Here is a 16014-nt window from a genome sequence, read left to right on the forward strand (position 1 = left end):
CCACGAACGCGCCCCGCCGGTTACCGTCCCCCCCGCCGGCGAATCCCGGGCCGCAGACGCGCGACGGCCGGGTTCGGGGGCGTGCAGGGGCGTCCCCGCAGAACGGCGAACACGGACCGGGACGCCCTTACGAGGTCCCCGCACGTTCGTCGTTCGAGGAGTCGCCCCGGAGGGACCCCGGACCCCGCACGGCGAACACCAGGCGCACCCGGGTCCCGCGAGGCACTCCTGTCATGACCCTGGCGCAACAAACGCCCCGGCGTTCACAATGGCGTCACGGCGGTGTGGGAACGCTCCCACAGTGCCTCCCCGGCGCTGTTCGCATGCCGTGGGAGCGTTCCCACATCGCTGGGTTTGTCGTGTTGCCGGAACGTGCCCCCACCCCTACCGAAAGGCTCCCGGTGAACGCCTCCACACCCCCGCCCCCCACGGGCCGCGCCCGCGCCCGTCGCAGGCGTCGCGTCCTCGCCGCGCTCGCCCTCGCCGCGCTCGCCGGCGGCGCCCTCACCGCCCCCGGGGCGGCCGCCGCGGACGACGATCCGGCGCCCGAACAGATCACCAACGGCGACTTCTCCGCCGGGACCGCCCCGTGGTGGTGGACCGCCAACACCGCCGCCGCCGTCACCGACGGCAGACTCTGCGCCGACGTGCCGGCCGGGACCGCCAACCCGTGGGACGTGATCATCGGCCAGAACGACATCCCGCTCGTCGCGGGGGAGACGTACACCCTCACCTACACGGCCACCTCCACCGCCCCGCTGGCCATCCACACCAACGTCCAGATGGCCACCGAGCCGTACACCACCGACCTTTCCGCGACCGACACCATCGGCACGGAGGCGGTCCCGGTCACCCACGTCTTCACCGCGACGACCGACCGCGACGCCGCCCAGGTCGCCTTCCAGATCGGCGGCGGCCCGGCGGCCACGTTCTGCCTCGACGACGTCTCCCTGCGCGGTGGCGCCGAACCGCCCGTGTACGAGCCGGACACCGGCTCCCCGGTCCGCGTCAACCAGGTCGGCTACCTCCCGCGCGGCCCCAAGAACGGCACCCTCGTCACCGACGCGACCGAGCCCCTGACGTGGACCCTGCGCGCCTCCGACGGCACGGCCGCCGCCACCGGCACCACCGTCCCCGGCGGCACCGACCCCACCTCCCGGCAGAACGTCCACACCTTCGACTTCAGCACCGCCACCACCCCCGGCGACGGCTACACGATCGAGGCGGACGGCCAGGTCAGCGAGCCCTTCTCGATCCGCGCCGACCTCTACGACACGCTGCGCCGCGACTCGCTCGCGTACTTCTACCAGAACCGCAGCGGCATCGAGATCGACGGCGACCTCGTCGGAGAGCAGTACGCCCGCCCGGCCGGACACCTCGGCGTCGCCCCCAACAAGGGCGACACGGACGTGCCCTGCCAGCCCGGCGTCTGCGACTACCGGCTCGACGTGCGCGGCGGCTGGTACGACGCCGGCGACCACGGCAAGTACGTCGTCAACGGCGGCATCGCGGTCGCCGAACTGATGGACACCTACGAGCGCACCCTGACCGCCGACGGGGCCGAGGCCGCCGAACTCGGCGACGGCGCCCTGGCCGTGCCCGAACACGGCAACGGCGTGCCCGACATCCTCGACGAGGCCCGCTGGGAACTCGACTTCCTGCTCCGCATGCAGGTCCCCGCCGGACAGCCCCTCGCCGGCATGGTCCACCACAAGATCCACGACGCCCAGTGGACCGGCCTGCCGATGATGCCCGACCAGGACCCCCAGCAGCGCGAACTCCACCCGCCGTCCACCGCCGCCACCCTCAACCTGGCCGCCACCGCCGCCCAGTGCGCCCGGCTCTACGCGCCGTACGACGCGGCGTTCGCCGCCCGCTGCCGCACCGCCGCCGAAACCGCCTGGGCCGCCGCGAAGGCCCACCCGAACGTGCTCGCCGACCCCGCCGACGGCACCGGCGGCGGCACGTACAGCGACGACAACGTCTCCGACGAGTTCTACTGGGCCGCCGCCGAACTCTTCACCACCACCGGCGCAGAGACCTACCGGCAGGCCCTGCTCGCCTCGCCCCTGCACGGCGACGCCGACGCGGCCTTCCCCGCCGACGGCGGCATGTGGTGGGGCGGAACGGCCGGCCTCGGTGTCCTCACCCTGGCCACCGTCCCCAACGACCTGACGGACGACCAGCTCGCCCGCGTCCGCTCGGTGGTGACCACGGCCGCCGACCGCTACGCCACCCAGACCGAGGACCAGCTGTACGGCGTGCCGTACGCCCCGAACGGCCAGAACTACGCCTGGGGCTCCAACAGCCAGGTCCTCAACAACATGATCGTGATGGCCGCCGCCGCCGACCTCACCGGCAAGGACCGCTACCGCGACGCCGTCCTGCGCGGCACCGACTACCTCTTCGGCCGCAACCCCCTCAACCAGTCCTACGTCACCGGCTACGGCGAACGCAGCTCCCAGAACCAGCACCACCGGGCCTGGGCGCACCAGAGCAACCCCGCCCTGCCGCACCCGCCCGCCGGCTCCCTCGCGGGCGGCCCCAACCTCACCGCCTCCACCTCCGGCGACCCCGAGGCCGCGGCCAAGCTCACGGGCTGCGTCGCCGCGATGTGCTACCTCGACGACAACGGCTCCTACGCCACCAACGAGGTCGCCATCAACTGGAACGCCCCGCTCGCCTACATCGCCTCCTACCTGGACGACGCCGGGGACGGCGCCGGGCCCGTCCGCTCCTGCCGCGTCACGTACGCCTCGCACCCCTGGAGCACCGGCTCGACCACCACGGTCACGGTGAAGAACACCGGAACCGAGGCCGTCACGCCCTGGTCGCTCACCTGGCTGCTCCCCGGTGACCAGCGGCTCAGCCACACCTGGAGCGCCGAACTCACGCAGTACGGGCGGACGGTGACCGCCGGCCCGCTCTCCTGGAACCGCAGCATCGCACCCGGCGCCAGCATCGACTTCGGGTTCAACAGCAGCGTCTCGGGCGCCGCCGCCGACCCGGGCACGGTGAAACTGAACGGGAGGGCCTGCACGTCCGGCTGACCCACCCGAGGGGGCGGGGCCGCGCACACGGCCCCGCCCCCTCGCACTACCCCAACTCGCTCGGCAGCGGCGCCGCGTGAAGGACGATCAGCCCGGACACCGCACGGGTCAGCGCCACGTACAGCCGGCGCAGCCCGGTCCGCTCGTCCGGTTCGCCGTCGACCACGGCCGCCGGCTCGTCCAGCACCACGTAGTCGTACTCCAGACCCTTCGCCAGTGACGCGGGGACCAGCGTCAGCCGGGATTCGGCCGTCGTCTCCTGACCCGGCGAGAGCCAGCGGTGGCCCGCCGCCTCCAACGCCCGCTCCAGCGCCGGAATCCGGGCGTCGGCGGCGATCAGACCCGTCGACCCCTCCTGCTCCAGCGACTCCTCGCAGGCCGCGACGACCGCCGCGTCCAGCGCCCCGTCGCCGCCCGCCACCTCCCGTACGGACAGCGAACCGGGCGACTCGCGCACCGACTCCACCGCCGCCAGCCCCGGCGAGATCACCGGCAGCAGCCGCGAGGCGTACGCGATCACCTCGCGCGGCACACGGAAGCCCGCCGTCAGCTCCTCCACCACCGCGTCCGGCTTCCCCAGGTGGTGCAGCGCCTGCTCCCAGCTCCGCGTCGACCACGGCGTCGTGCCCTGCGCGAGGTCCCCCAGCACCGTGGCCGACCCCGTCGAACAGCGCCGCCCCACCGCCCGGTACTGCATGGGGGAGAGGTCCTGGGCCTCGTCGACCACCACATGGCCCAGCGAGTGCGTGCGCTCCACCAGGTCGGTCGCCTCGTCGATCAGCACCGCGTCGGCCGCCGACCACTTCGCGGACTTCACGCTCCGGGCCGGCTTCGCCCACAGGATCGCCTTCTGCTCGTCCTCGCTCAGCAGCCCCTCCGCGTGCGCGGCCAGGAACTCCGGGTCCGACAGCAGCCGCAGCACCAGCTTCGACGGATCGACCGCCGGCCAGACCGCCTTCACGGCCGCCTTCACCGCCGGGGTCCGCGCCACCGCGTTCTGCACCCGGTCGTCGGGCGCCTCGCCCGCCTCCTCCATCCGCACCAGCACCGCGTGCGCGATGCGCTGCGGCAGCGCCTCGTGCGCCGCCCCGTACCGCATGTCCCGGTCCAGCAGCTCCCGGACCATCTCCTCGATCTCGTACGCCGGAACCCGCCAGCGCCGCGAACCGCGCACCACCATGACCGGCTCGGTGGGCATCGTCACGTGCGAACGCAGCGCCCGGCGCAGCACCTCCGCCATCCGGGCGTCGCCCTTCACGACGGCCGCCGCCGCCTCGTCCGTCCCCCGGACCTCGACCCGCGCCGTCACCAGGTCCTCGACGGTCGCCTGCTTCACCTCCAGCTCACCGAGGGCCGGCAGCACCTGCTCGATGTAGTGCAGGAACGACCGGTTCGGCCCGATGACCAGCGTGCCCGTCCGGGCCAGCCGCTCCCGGTGCGCGTACAGCAGATACGCCACCCGGTGCAGGCCCACGGCCGTCTTCCCGGTGCCGGGACCCCCCTGCACGCACACCGTCCCACCGAGCCCGCTGCGGACGATCTCGTCCTGCTCCGGCTGGATCGTCGCGACGATGTCCCGCATCGGCCCCACGCGCGGCCGCTCGATCTCCGCCTGGAGCAGCCTGCTGGTCTGCGCCGCCTCGGCCGGATCGGTCAGGTGCTCGTCCTCGTACGCGGTCAGCTCGCCGCCCGTGTACCCGAACCGGCGCCGCTGCCGCACGTCCAGCGGGTCCTTGCGGGAAGCCCGGTAGAACGGCTGGGAGACCGGAGCACGCCAGTCGATGACCATCGGGTCGCCGTCGGCGTCGTGGACGTGGCGGCGCCCGATGTAGAACTGCTCGCCCTCCGCGCCCTCCGCCTGCGCCGCCCCGACCACGTGCAGATAGTCGAGCCGTCCGAAGAACAGCGGGGTGTGGGACAGGTCGGCGAGCGCCTTGATGCGATCGGTGATCTGCGCCTGAAGGACGGCGGCGTTCACCCAGTTCGCCGTGACATCGCGGATGTCCAGGGCCTGGGCGTCCTCGCGCATCGCGCGCAGCGCGGCCCGCGAGGCCGCGAGATGGGCGCGTTCGTGCGCGAGGGGGTCGGTGGTCGTGGTGTCGCTCTCGTGGGCGTGCGCGGGCACGGTGTTGCCTCCGGCATTCAACGCAGGACGACGGACCGCAGCCCGTCCCGGCGGATGCGCGGGGCGATGCGGTCCGCTCGGGGATCGATCACGGGTACGCGCGGGTCGCGCGTACGGATGTCGGCCGGTTTCCGTCCGGTCGGCGGCGCTCCCCCGGCTGCCGGCGCATGTCCTCGCGGACGGCCGGTACCACGGTGCGGGAGGCGGGCAGAGCGGCGATTGTAGCGACCACCCGTCCCGGGCGCGACCGGTTTACCGGGGCGACGGCTCCGCCCCGTAGGGGACGGCATGCGACCCCAGGGGTACGGCGCGGCCGTCCCGCTTCCGTCTCGCGGCCGACGCGCCTGTACACCCGTTCGGGGGACCCTGGATCCATGAGCACCGTCACCCTGAACCCCCGCAGGACCGGCCCCGCGCACGGCGCGACGGCGGCCACCGGTCACCCCCGCCGCCACCGCGCCGGAGACGCGGTGCGCGCCCTCACGGTGTACGCCCGCGCCGCGTTCGGCGTCGTCGTCCTCGGCGAGTACGCGGAGGAGGCGGGGGTCCGCCGCCGCGCGTAGCGACGACCGGCCCCGTGAGACCCCCGGGTCTCAGCCCTCCGACAGCAATTCGTCCGCGTCCACGATCCGGTACGCGTAGCCCTGCTCCGCCAGGAAGCGCTGGCGGTGCGCCGCGAAGTCCTGGTCGATCGTGTCCCGCGCGACCACCGAGTAGAACCGCGCCTCGTGCCCGTCCGCCTTCGGCCGCAGCACCCGGCCCAGCCGCTGGGCCTCCTCCTGGCGCGAGCCGAAGGTCCCCGACACCTGGATGGCGACCGTCGCCTCCGGCAGGTCGATGGAGAAGTTCGCCACCTTCGACACCACCAGCACGCTCAGCTCGCCCTGCCGGAACGCCTCGAACAGCTTCTCCCGCTGGGCGTTCGTCGTCTCGCCCTTGATCACCGGGGCGCCCAGATGCTCACCCAGCTCGTCGAGCTGGTCGATGTACTGCCCGATCACCAGCGTCTGCTCGCCCTTGTGCTTGCGCACCAGCGCCTCGGTGACCTTCCGCTTCGTCGCCGTCGTCGCGCAGAACCGGTACTTCTCCTCCGCCTCGGCCGTCGCGTACGCGAGCCGCTCCGAGTCCGTCAGATTGACCCGCACCTCCACGCAGTCGGCCGGCGCGATGTACCCCTGCGCCTCGATCTCCTTCCACGGGGCGTCGAACCGCTTCGGCCCGATCAGCGAGAACACGTCCGACTCGCGGCCGTCCTCCCGCACCAGCGTCGCCGTGAGCCCGAGCCGCCGCCGCGCCTGGAGATCGGCGGTGAACTTGAACACCGGCGCGGGCAGCAGATGCACCTCGTCGTAGATCACCAGCCCCCAGTCACGGGAGTCGAACAGCTCCAGGTGCGGATAGACGCCCTTCCGCCGGGTCGTCAGCACCTGGTACGTCGCGATCGTGACCGGCCGGATCTCCTTACGGGTCCCGCTGTACTCGCCGATCTCGTCCTCGGTCAGCGAGGTCCGCTTCACCAGTTCGTGCTTCCACTGCCGGGCCGACACGGTGTTCGTCACCAGGATCAGCGTCGTCGCCTTGGCCTGCGCCATCGCGCCCGCCCCGACGAGCGTCTTCCCGGCCCCGCAGGGCAGCACCACGACCCCGGAACCGCCGTGCCAGAACCCCTCGACGGCCTGCTTCTGGTACGGCCGCAGCGCCCAGCCGTCCTCGGCCAGATCGATCCGGTGCGCCTCGCCGTCCACGTATCCGGCCAGGTCCTCGGCCGGCCAGCCGAGCTTCAGCAGCGTCTGCTTGACCTGCCCCCGCTCCGAGGGGTGCACCGCCACGGTGTCCGGGTCGATCCGGGCCCCGACCAGCGGCTGCACCTTCTTCGACCGCAGGATCTCCTCCAGCACCGGCCGGTCCGTCGTCGTCAGCACCAGCCCGTGGACCGGGTGCTTGGACAGCGTGAGGCGCCCGTAGCGGTCCATCGTCTCGGCGATGTCGACGAGCAGCGCGTGCGGGACGGGGTAGCGGGAGTACGTCACGAGCGCGTCCACGACCTGCTCGGCGTCGTGGCCCGCGGCGCGGGCGTTCCACAACCCGAGCGGTGTCAGCCGGTACGTGTGAATGTGTTCCGGCGCGCGCTCCAGCTCGGCGAACGGGGCGATCGCCCGGCGGCAGGCGTCGGCCTGCTCGTGGTCGACTTCCAGGAGCAGCGTCTTGTCGCTCTGGACGATGAGGGGTCCGGTCACGCGCTTCGGCCCTTTCTGCGGGGCCGCCGGGGGTGGCGGCGGGGGTGGCCAAACGTCCAGTGTGCCGTACGGGGTGCGGTGTGTGCGGGGTCCCGTGTGTGCGGGGGCCTTGTGCTCGGGGTTCCGTCCTCAATCGCCGGACGGGCTTGTGTGTGCGGGTTCCCCGCGGGGCGCCTGATGTTCGGTGGGTGGGGGTCCGGGGTCCCTCCGGGGCGTCTCCTCGAACGACGAACGTGCGGGCACCACGCGTACGAACCCCGGTCTGTGTTCGTCGTTCTGCGGGGACTCCCCTGCACGCCCCCGGACCCGGCCGTCGCGCGTCTGCGGCCCCGGGAGACGCACGACGGCCGGGTGGGGGCGCGCAGGGGAGTCCCCGCAGGAAATGGCGTACGACCCGGCCCACCTTTCGGACCCGGGTGCACACGCCATTTCTGAGGAGTCTCCCCGGAGGGACCCCGCCCCCACCCACCGGACACAGGCGCACCCGCACCCCGGCCCGCAGCGCACCCTCAGGTCCGTGGACCCCGTGCCCGCGCCAGGAGGTACGCGGCCGAGGCGAGGGCGGCGGCTCGGAGGACCCAGGGGGCGGTGTCGCCGATCGCGGGGCCCATGGCGCCCTCGGCGATGGGCGCGCCCCAGTGGCCGTTGAGACGGCCCCAGAGCCAGACGAGAGCCCCGGCGGCGACGACGCCGGGGAGGCCCATGACGGCCCATTTGGCCTGGGTCTTGGAGAGGGTGCGGGTGATGTAGGCGAGGCCCCAGCCGGCGGCGAGGACGGGGATGGCCTGGCGGATCTCCAGGACCGCGCCGGCGGCGAGGAGGAGGGCGGCGAGGAGGAGGACGGGGTGGGCGAAGCGGCGGCGGGGGGCGTCCTCGCGGGCGCGGCGGAGGCGGGGGAGTCGGCGGCGGCGCCGGACGGCGGGCGCCTCGGGTTCGTCCGGGGCGTCCTCGGCGGCGGGCTCGTCCGGGTCCGGGGCGTCGTCGGGGGCGTCGTCGGGCTCGTCCGGCCGGGGCGGTTTCAGGATCTCGGGGATCTCGAAACCGCCGGTGAAGCCGGGGACGTCGGACCGGGAGCCGGCGTCGCCGAAGTCACCGAAGCGGCCGGGGGCGACGCTCCACCACTCCGGGCCCTCGTCGGAGGAGCCGAGTTCGTCGGTGCCGGCCCGGTGCGGCGAGGAGGCGCCGGGCTCGGCGCGCCGGGGGGCCGGGATGCCGTCCGTACGGGCGGCGGGGGCGGCGGGTTCGTCCGGCGGCGCGCCCGGCAGCGGCGGGGTGCCGTCGGGCGACGCGGCGGCCGCGGCGACGAGTTCGTCGGGGCTGCCGAGCCGGCCGATAATGCGGCGGACCGCGGCCGGCGAGTCTGCGGACTGCTTCACCCGCTGCCGGTCGATCTCGCCCCGGAGGGCCGATACGAGCCTCATCCGGGTGCCCGAGGAAAGCTGTTGCTGCTGGGCCAGGTCGCCGACCCGGCTCAGATAGTCGTAGACCAGCTGGTCGCTCTCGATCCCCACGCGATCGTTCCCCTCTGCCCGCGCCTGCACCGACGGTAGCGCCCTCGGGCCTGTCCGGAGCGACTACCGTGGGACGGATGGGGACGACCACACCACCGCGGACGCTCGCCGAGGCGCTCCGCGCCCGGGACGACGAGTCACTGGCCGGGCTGCTGCGCGCCCGTCCCGATCTCCTCAGCCCCGTGCCGGGGGACATCACACAGCTCGCGACGCGCGCGGGGACGCGGGCGTCGGTCGTGCGGGCGCTGGAGCACCTGGACCGGTTCGCGCTGCAGACGGCGGAGGCCCTGGCGGTGGCCCCGGACCCGGCCCCGTACGGGACGCTGCTCGGGCTGATGACGGGGGACGGCCGGGACGACGGGGAGCACCGGGGGGACGCGGACGCGGCGATCGTCAAGGCGCTGCCGGGGGCCGTGGCGACGCTGCGGGAGCAGGCGCTGGTGTGGGGGGAGGACGACCGGCTGCGGCTGGTGCGGACGGCCCGCGAGCTGCTGGCGCCGTCGCCGCAGCATCCGTCGCCCACCGGGCTCGGGCCGACGGTCGCGGAGGCGACGGCGGGGATGTCGCCGGGCCGGCTCCAGGAGATCCTGGCGGCGGCGGGGCTGCCCGCGACGCATGATCCGGTGTCGGCGGTGAGCGCGCTGGCGGCGCTGTTCACGGACCGGGCGCGGATGGGGGAGCTGCTGGACACGGCGCCCGTGGAAGCGCTGTCGGTGCTGGACCGGCTGGTGTGGGGGCCGCCGTACGGCGAGGTGACGCCGAATCCGACCCCGCCGGTGACGTGGCTGAGGGACCGGGGGCTGCTGCTGCCGGTGTCGACGCGGACGGTGGTGCTGCCGCGCGAGGCGGCGCTGCATCTGCGGGCCGGGCGGGCGCACCGGACGCCGGAGCCGGAACCGCCGGTGGTGGTGGCCGTCGCCGAACGGGATCCACAGGCTGTGGACGGCGCGGCGGCCGGTCAGGCGTTCCTCGCGGTGTCCACGGTGGAGGAACTGCTGAAGAAGTGGAACGGCGGCGGCCCCGCAGTGCTGCGGGCCGGCGGCCTGAGCGTCCGGGAGCTGAAGCGGACGGCCGTCGCGCTGGACGTCTCGGAGCCGGTCGCCGCGTTCTGGGTGGAGCTGGCGTACGCGGCCGGGCTGCTGGCCTCGGACGGCGAGGCGGACGAACGGTACGCCCCGACGCCGGCGTACGACGACTGGGCCGAGCGCCCCGCCGAGGAGCGCTGGGCGGTGCTCGCGGCGGCCTGGCTGGCGGCGACCCGCACGGCCGGGCTGGTCGGCGGGCAGGACGCGAAGGGCCGTGCGCTGTCGGCGCTGGGCCCGGAGCTGGACCGGTCCGCCGCGCCCGAGGTCCGCCTGCGGGTGCTGACCCTGCTGGGCGATCTGCCGCCCGGCACCGCGCCCGATCCGGAGACCGTGCTGGCCCGGCTCCGCTGGGAGCGCCCGCTGCGGGGTGCCGCCCCCCAGGACGGCGCGGATCTGCGGTCCAGGCTGGCCCTGTGGACGCTCAACGAGTCGGAACTCCTCGGCATCACCGGCCGGGGCGCGCTCGCTTCGCCCACCCGGGCCCTGCTCGCCGAGGGGCCGGACGCGGCGGCCGCCCGCCTCGCCCCGCTCCTGCCCGAACCGCTCGACCACATCCTGCTCCAGGCGGACCTGACGGCCGTCGCCCCGGGCCCGCTGGTGCGCCCGCTGGCGGAGGCGCTCGCGGTGCTGGCGGACATCGAGTCCAAGGGCGGCGCCACGGTCTACCGCTTCACGCCGGGCTCGGTGCGCCGGGCCCTGGACGCCGGGCAGTCCGCCGCCGATCTGCACGCCTTCCTCGCCGCGCACAGCCGCACCCCCGTGCCCCAGCCGCTGAGCTACCTGATCGACGACGTCGCCCGCCGCCACGGCCATCTCCGGATCGGGGCCGCCTCCTCGTACGTGCGCTGCGACGACGAGGCCGTCCTCAACGAGATCCTGGCCGACAAGCGCGCGGCCGGACTGCGGCTGCGCCGCCTCGCCCCGACGGTCCTGGCCGCCCAGGTGGACCCGGCCTCCCTGCTCGACGGTCTGCGCGAGATGGGTTACGCCCCCGCCGCCGAGTCCGCCGACGGCAACGTCCTCATCACCCGCGTCGGCGCCCGCCGCACCCCGCCCCGCACCGCCCCCGCCCCCGTCCCGGAGGGCCCGCCCGTCCCGGACGCCACCCTGCTCGGGGCGGCCGTCCGCGCGATCCGCGCCGGGGACACCGCCGCCACGGTCGTCCACAAGGACCCCGCCCCGGCCACCTCGGCCGGCACCCTCCCGCGCACGTCCGCCGCCGAGACCCTGGCCACCGTCCAGGCCGCCGCGATGACCGGCTCCGCCCTCTGGATCGGCTACGTCAACGCGGACGGCGCCGCGAGCCAGCGGGTCATCGCCCCGGTGCGGGTGGAGGGCGGCTTCGTGACCGCGTACGACCACACGGCCGACGAGGTCCGCACCTACCCCCTGCACCGCATCACGGGCGTCGCGGAACTGGCGGACGACCAGACGGTGTGACACCGGGCGCGCTCGCGGGGCGCGCCGCCCCCGTCCGGCACTCGAGGACGGAACCCCGGGCTACGGCCGCCAGGGCGCTCCCGGGACGACCAGGGGGGAGCCCGTCACCGGGTCCGGGACGATGACCGCGTCGAGGCCGAAGACCTCGCGGACGAGGTCGGCGGTGACGATGTCGCCGGGGGCGCCCTCCGCGACGATGCGGCCGGACTTCATGGCGACGAGGTGGTCGGCGTAGCGGGCGGCCTGGTTGAGGTCGTGGAGGACGGTGACGACGGTCCGGCCGCGGGTGCCGTCGGCGGCGGGTGCGGCCAGCCGGCGGACCAGGTCGAGGACCTCCACCTGGTGGGCGATGTCGAGGTAGGTGGTCGGCTCGTCGAGGAGCAGCAGATCGGTGTCCTGGGCGAGGGCCATGGCGATCCAGACGCGCTGGCGCTGCCCGCCGGAGAGCTCGTCGACGGAGCGGGCGCCGAGCCCGGTGATGTCGGTGCGCTCCATGGCCTCGGTGACGGCCCGCTCGTCCTCCTGGGACCACTGCTGCCACCAGTGCTGGTGGGGCTGGCGGCCTCGCGCGACGAGGTCGGAGACGGTGATCGCCTCGGGGGCCACCGGGGTCTGCGGGAGCAGTCCGATGGACTGGGCGATCTTCCGGGTGGGGATCTTGGAGAGTTCGGTGCCGTCGAGGAGGACGGCACCGCCGCGCGGCTTGAGGAGCCGGCCGAGCGCGCGCAGGGTGGTGGACTTGCCGCAGGCGTTCGGCCCGACGATGACGGTGACCCGGCCGTCGGGGACGGTGAGGTCGAGTTCGTGGACGACGGTGCGGTCCTCGTACGCGAGGGTCAGTGCCCGCGCGCCGAGCCGGCTGGTCACGGCGTCCGTCTTCTCGGTCGTGGTCATGCCTTGCCTCCCCTGCGGCCACCGTGACCGCGGATGATCAGCCAGATCAGGTACGGGGCGCCGACCGCCGCCGTCAGGACGCCCACCGGCAGTTCGGTGGGGGAGAAGAGCTTGCGGGCCAGCAGGTCCGCGAGGACGACGATCACCGCGCCCAGGAGGGCCGAGCAGAGCAGCGGGATCTGCGCGGTCCGGGTCATGCGGCGGGCGATCTGCGGGGCCAGCAGGGCGACGAAGTCGACGGGCCCGGCCGTGCCGGTGGCGACGGACGCCAGGATCACGCCGAGGGCGACGAGCCCGAGCCGTACCCGGCCGAGCCGGACGCCGAGCGCGGTCGCCGTGTCGTCGTCCATGGAGACGGTGCGCTGGGCGCGGGCCGCCCACAGGACGGCGGGCAGCAGGACGAGCAGCGTCCAGCCGATGGGCGCGGCCTCGGGGTAGCCGCGCCCGTTGAGCGAGCCGGTCATCCAGATCTGGGCCTGCTGGGCGACGAGGTAGTCGCCCTTGGTGAGAAAGAGCGTGGTCACCGAGCGCAGGGCGATGGCGAAGCCGATGCCGATGAGGACGAAGCGGGTGGCGTGCAGTCCGCCGCGCCAGGCGAAGGCGTAGACGAGGGCGGCGGCGGCGACCCCGCCGATCACCGAGAGGTACGGCAGCACGGTGTACGAGGTGATGCCGAAGGTCATCGCGCCGACGGTGAGCGCGCCCGCGCCCTGGCTGATGCCGATGATGTCGGGGCTGGCGAGCGGATTGCGGGCGACGGTCTGGATGAGCGCACCGGCGATGCCGAAGGCAAGCCCGACGAGGAGTCCGACGGTCATCCGGGGCAGCCGCAGCGTGCCGACGACGAGTTCGTCGGGGGAGGGGCGGCCGAGGACGACGTTCAGGACCTCGGAGGGGGCGACGAAGCTCTCGCCGACGCAGAGGTAGGCGACGCAGACGGCGGCGAGGACGACGAGGAGTCCGGCGGCGACGACGGTGGCCCTGCGGTGCAGCAGGAACCGTCCGCGCGAACCGACGCGGACGAGGGCGTACCCGGCGGGCCGCACGGCGGCGGGGGCGGTGTCGACGGGGGCGTTCACGCGGGCACCGCCTTGCGGCGGACCAGCGTGACCAGGAACGGCACGCCGATCAGGGCGGTCATGACCCCGGCGGGGACCTCGCTCGGCGGGAACAGGATCCGGCCGATCACATCGGAGACGAGCAGCATCACGGGTCCGATCAGGGCGGCCATCGGCAGCACCCAGCGGTGGTCGCCGCCGACGATCGCGCGGGCGATGTGCGGGACGGCCAGGCCGATGAAGGCGATCGGCCCGGCGGCGGCGACCCCGATGCCGGTGAGGACGGTGGCGCCGACGCCGCCGACGATCCGTACGGTCGCGACCTTCTGACCGAGCCCCTTGGCCATGTCCTCGCCGAGGGCGAGAGCGTCCAGGCCGCGGGCGACGCTGAGTACGAGCACCGTTCCGACGAGCAGGAAGGGCCAGATCTGCTGGGCGACGTCCGCCTCGCGGCCGGCGATGGAGCCGACCTGCCAGAAGCGGAACTCGTCGAGGGCGGACGCCTTCGTCGTCAGGACGGCCATGGTCACGGAGACCAGCAGCGCGTTGATCGCGGCGCCGCCGAGCGCGAGCTTGACCGGGGTGGCTCCGCCGCGCCCGCTGGAGGCGATGGCGTACACCGCGACGGAGGCGATCGCGGCGCCCGCGAAGCCGAACCAGACGTATCCGGTGAGCGTGTGGACGCCCGCGTACGCGATGGCCAGGACGACGCCGACGGAGGCGCCCTGGCTGATGCCGAGGATGCCGGGGTCGGCGATGGGGTTGCGGGTGATGCCCTGGAGGACGGTCCCGGCGAGGGCGAGCGCGGCGCCGACCATCAGACCGATGAGGGTGCGGGGCACCCGCATGTTCCGGATGACCTCGGCGGCGTCGGAGTGGCCGCCGTGCAGCAGGGCGTCCAGGACCTCGGACGGGGGTATGGAACGCGCCCCCACGGCCAGGCTGAGCAGGACGGCTATCAGCAGCGCCACGACGGCCGCCGCCGTCGCGAGAGCGCGTCTGGAGCGGCGTGGTGCGGCGGCTGACATCGGACCTCATCGGCGAACGGTGAAAAGTTAGGCTTGGCTAGCCTATGCGCACCCCATCCGTCGTGGACCGGCGGTATGTACCCGAGACCGCCGCGCCCGGCTCGGCACAATGGTCCGTATGGCTTCGCACGCGCTGACGGTCGGCTTCGACCTGGACATGACGCTCATCGACTCCCGGCCCGGCATCAAGGCCGTCTACCTGCGGCTTGTCGCCGAGACCGGGGCCGCCATCGATGTCGATCTGGTGGTGAGCCGGCTGGGACCGCCGCTGGAGGACGAGCTGGCGAACTGGTTCCCGGCGGCCGAGGTGCCCGCGATGGTGGCCCGCTACCGGGAGATGTATCCCACATACGCGATAGTCCCGTCGCTCGCGATGCCCGGCGCCCGTGAGTCCGTCGAGGCGGTCCGCGCCCTGGGCGGCCGGACGATGGTCGTCAGCGCGAAGCACGAGCCGAGCGTGAAGCACCACCTCGCGCACCTGGGCATCGAGCCCGACGTGATCGTGGGCGGGCTGTGGGCCGAGGCGAAGGCGGAGGCGCTGCGGGAGCACGGGGCGTCGGTGTACGTCGGCGACCACACCGGCGACGTGCGGGGCGCGCGGGCCGCGCGGGCCCTGTCGGTCGCGGTGACGACGGGCCCGTGCGACGCGGCCGAACTGCGCACGGCGGGCGCGGACGTGGTGCTGCCGTCGCTGACGGAGTTCCCCGCGTGGGTCCGGGACCACGCTGCCCTCTAGGGAGTTATCGCGCCCTGTTCGCCAGCGCCGAGCGGACCACGCCCGCCGCGGCGATGAGGAAGCCGACGCCCATCAGCATGCACACGGCGTACGCGACGGACGGGAACGGGTCGGTGCCCAGGAACAGCGGGGCGACCGTGACCAGCGTGGCCACGGCCCCGACGAAGAAGACGATCGCGCCGACCCGGACGAGGAGGTCGCCCGCTCCCGCGGGGGAGGACTCGGCAGTGGGAGAAGTACTCATCCGGCCAGGGTAGTTCTTTCAGGACACCAGTCCGGATGACCAGGCTTGACGGCGGGTACTTCACCTGTGGAGGCTTCTGCCAGCAGGGGAGCACGACCACAGGACGGCCTGACCTGCTGAGGCTTTGTTCCGGCATACGGGTTGAGATGGGGTGCGTGCTTTGCCGACTGGCAAGGTCAAGTGGTTCAACAGCGAGAAGGGCTTCGGCTTCCTCTCCCGCGACGACGGCAGCGATGTCTTCGTCCACTCGTCCGTGCTTCCCGACGGAGTCGACGCACTCAAGCCCGGCCAGCGCGTGGAGTTCGGCGTTGTCGCCGGACAACGCGGTGACCAGGCACTTTCCGTGGCGATCCTCGATCCCACGCCGTCCGTCGCGGCCGCCCAGCGCCGCAAGCCGGACGAGCTGGCGTCGATCGTCCAGGACCTGACGACCGTCCTGGAGAACATCACCCCGATGCTGGAGCGCGGCCGCTACCCCGACAAGGCGGCCGGCACCAAGATCGCCGGCCTGCTGCGGGCGGTGGCGGACCAGCTCGACGTGTGACCGGCCACCCGTTGGGGTGATACGCGGTACGGACGGCCCGGGAGGCGTCCGTACCGCGTCCG

12 protein-coding genes are annotated in these 16014 nt (G+C 73.9%); 5 read left to right on the forward strand and 7 right to left on the reverse strand.

All coding sequences use genetic code 11. From position 1 onward, the window contains the following. Positions 1-401: 401 nt before the first annotated feature. Positions 402-3050 (forward strand): glycoside hydrolase family 9 protein, encoded by a 2649-nt coding sequence (locus ACWCXC_RS00295; protein ID WP_450682241.1) that lies wholly within the window; start codon positions 402-404, stop codon positions 3048-3050. A gap of 46 nt (positions 3051-3096) precedes the next feature. Here the strand turns inward: ACWCXC_RS00295 and ACWCXC_RS00300 are convergent, their stop codons facing one another. Continuing rightward, entirely contained in the window at positions 3097-5175 is a 2079-nt protein-coding gene (locus ACWCXC_RS00300) for a HelD family protein (RefSeq protein ID WP_450885653.1), read from the reverse strand. Between the two features lie 374 nt (positions 5176-5549). Here ACWCXC_RS00300 and ACWCXC_RS00305 point away from each other — a divergent pair, with 374 nt between their 5' ends. Beyond that, positions 5550-5738, forward strand: a complete 189-nt coding sequence (locus tag ACWCXC_RS00305; protein WP_450885655.1) for a hypothetical protein — start codon at positions 5550-5552, stop codon at positions 5736-5738. A gap of 30 nt (positions 5739-5768) precedes the next feature. Here the strand turns inward: ACWCXC_RS00305 and ACWCXC_RS00310 are convergent, their stop codons facing one another. Then, a complete protein-coding gene (locus ACWCXC_RS00310) occupies positions 5769-7412 on the reverse strand; it encodes a DNA repair helicase XPB (RefSeq protein WP_450682244.1) in 1644 nt (547 codons plus the stop codon). A 509-nt stretch (positions 7413-7921) separates the two neighbouring features. After that, the gene (locus ACWCXC_RS00315) at positions 7922-8923 is read right to left on the reverse strand and encodes a hypothetical protein (RefSeq protein ID WP_450885657.1); all 1002 of its coding nucleotides are present in this window, start codon (positions 8921-8923) and stop codon (positions 7922-7924) included. A 77-nt stretch (positions 8924-9000) separates the two neighbouring features. Between ACWCXC_RS00315 and ACWCXC_RS00320 the strand changes: the two genes are divergently transcribed. Next, the gene (locus ACWCXC_RS00320; RefSeq protein WP_450885659.1) at positions 9001-11448 is read left to right on the forward strand and encodes a helicase C-terminal domain-containing protein; all 2448 of its coding nucleotides are present in this window, start codon (positions 9001-9003) and stop codon (positions 11446-11448) included. A gap of 60 nt (positions 11449-11508) precedes the next feature. Here ACWCXC_RS00320 and ACWCXC_RS00325 read toward each other — a convergent pair whose 3' ends face one another. The 3 genes from ACWCXC_RS00325 to ACWCXC_RS00335 are packed head-to-tail and all read right to left on the reverse strand — an operon-like array spanning position 11509 to position 14428. Beyond that, positions 11509-12342, reverse strand: coding sequence for an ABC transporter ATP-binding protein (locus ACWCXC_RS00325; protein ID WP_450680795.1), 834 nt, complete (start codon positions 12340-12342; stop codon positions 11509-11511). After that, a complete protein-coding gene (locus tag ACWCXC_RS00330) occupies positions 12339-13421 on the reverse strand; it encodes a FecCD family ABC transporter permease (RefSeq protein ID WP_450680796.1) in 1083 nt (360 codons plus the stop codon). Before ACWCXC_RS00330 ends, ACWCXC_RS00325 begins: the two co-directional genes overlap by 4 nt. Continuing rightward, positions 13418-14428 (reverse strand): FecCD family ABC transporter permease, encoded by a 1011-nt coding sequence (locus ACWCXC_RS00335; RefSeq protein ID WP_450885662.1) that lies wholly within the window; start codon positions 14426-14428, stop codon positions 13418-13420. The genes ACWCXC_RS00330 and ACWCXC_RS00335 overlap by 4 nt, the downstream gene beginning before the upstream one ends. A 118-nt stretch (positions 14429-14546) precedes the next feature. Between ACWCXC_RS00335 and ACWCXC_RS00340 the strand changes: the two genes are divergently transcribed. Further along, positions 14547-15164 carry an HAD family hydrolase gene (locus tag ACWCXC_RS00340; protein WP_450680798.1) on the forward strand — a complete coding sequence of 206 codons (618 nt, stop codon included), beginning with the start codon at positions 14547-14549 and terminating at the stop codon, positions 15162-15164. A gap of 4 nt (positions 15165-15168) precedes the next feature. Here the strand turns inward: ACWCXC_RS00340 and ACWCXC_RS00345 are convergent, their stop codons facing one another. After that, positions 15169-15408 carry a hypothetical protein gene (locus tag ACWCXC_RS00345; RefSeq protein WP_450680799.1) on the reverse strand — a complete coding sequence of 80 codons (240 nt, stop codon included), beginning with the start codon at positions 15406-15408 and terminating at the stop codon, positions 15169-15171. Positions 15409-15568: 160 nt separating this feature from the next. On the opposite strand from ACWCXC_RS00345, the gene ACWCXC_RS00350 reads away from it, so the two are divergent. Next, positions 15569-15952, forward strand: a complete 384-nt coding sequence (locus tag ACWCXC_RS00350; protein ID WP_383642489.1) for a cold-shock protein — start codon at positions 15569-15571, stop codon at positions 15950-15952. Positions 15953-16014: the final 62 nt, after the last annotated feature.

The sequence above is a fragment of the Streptomyces sp. NPDC001515 genome, from assembly GCF_053597115.1.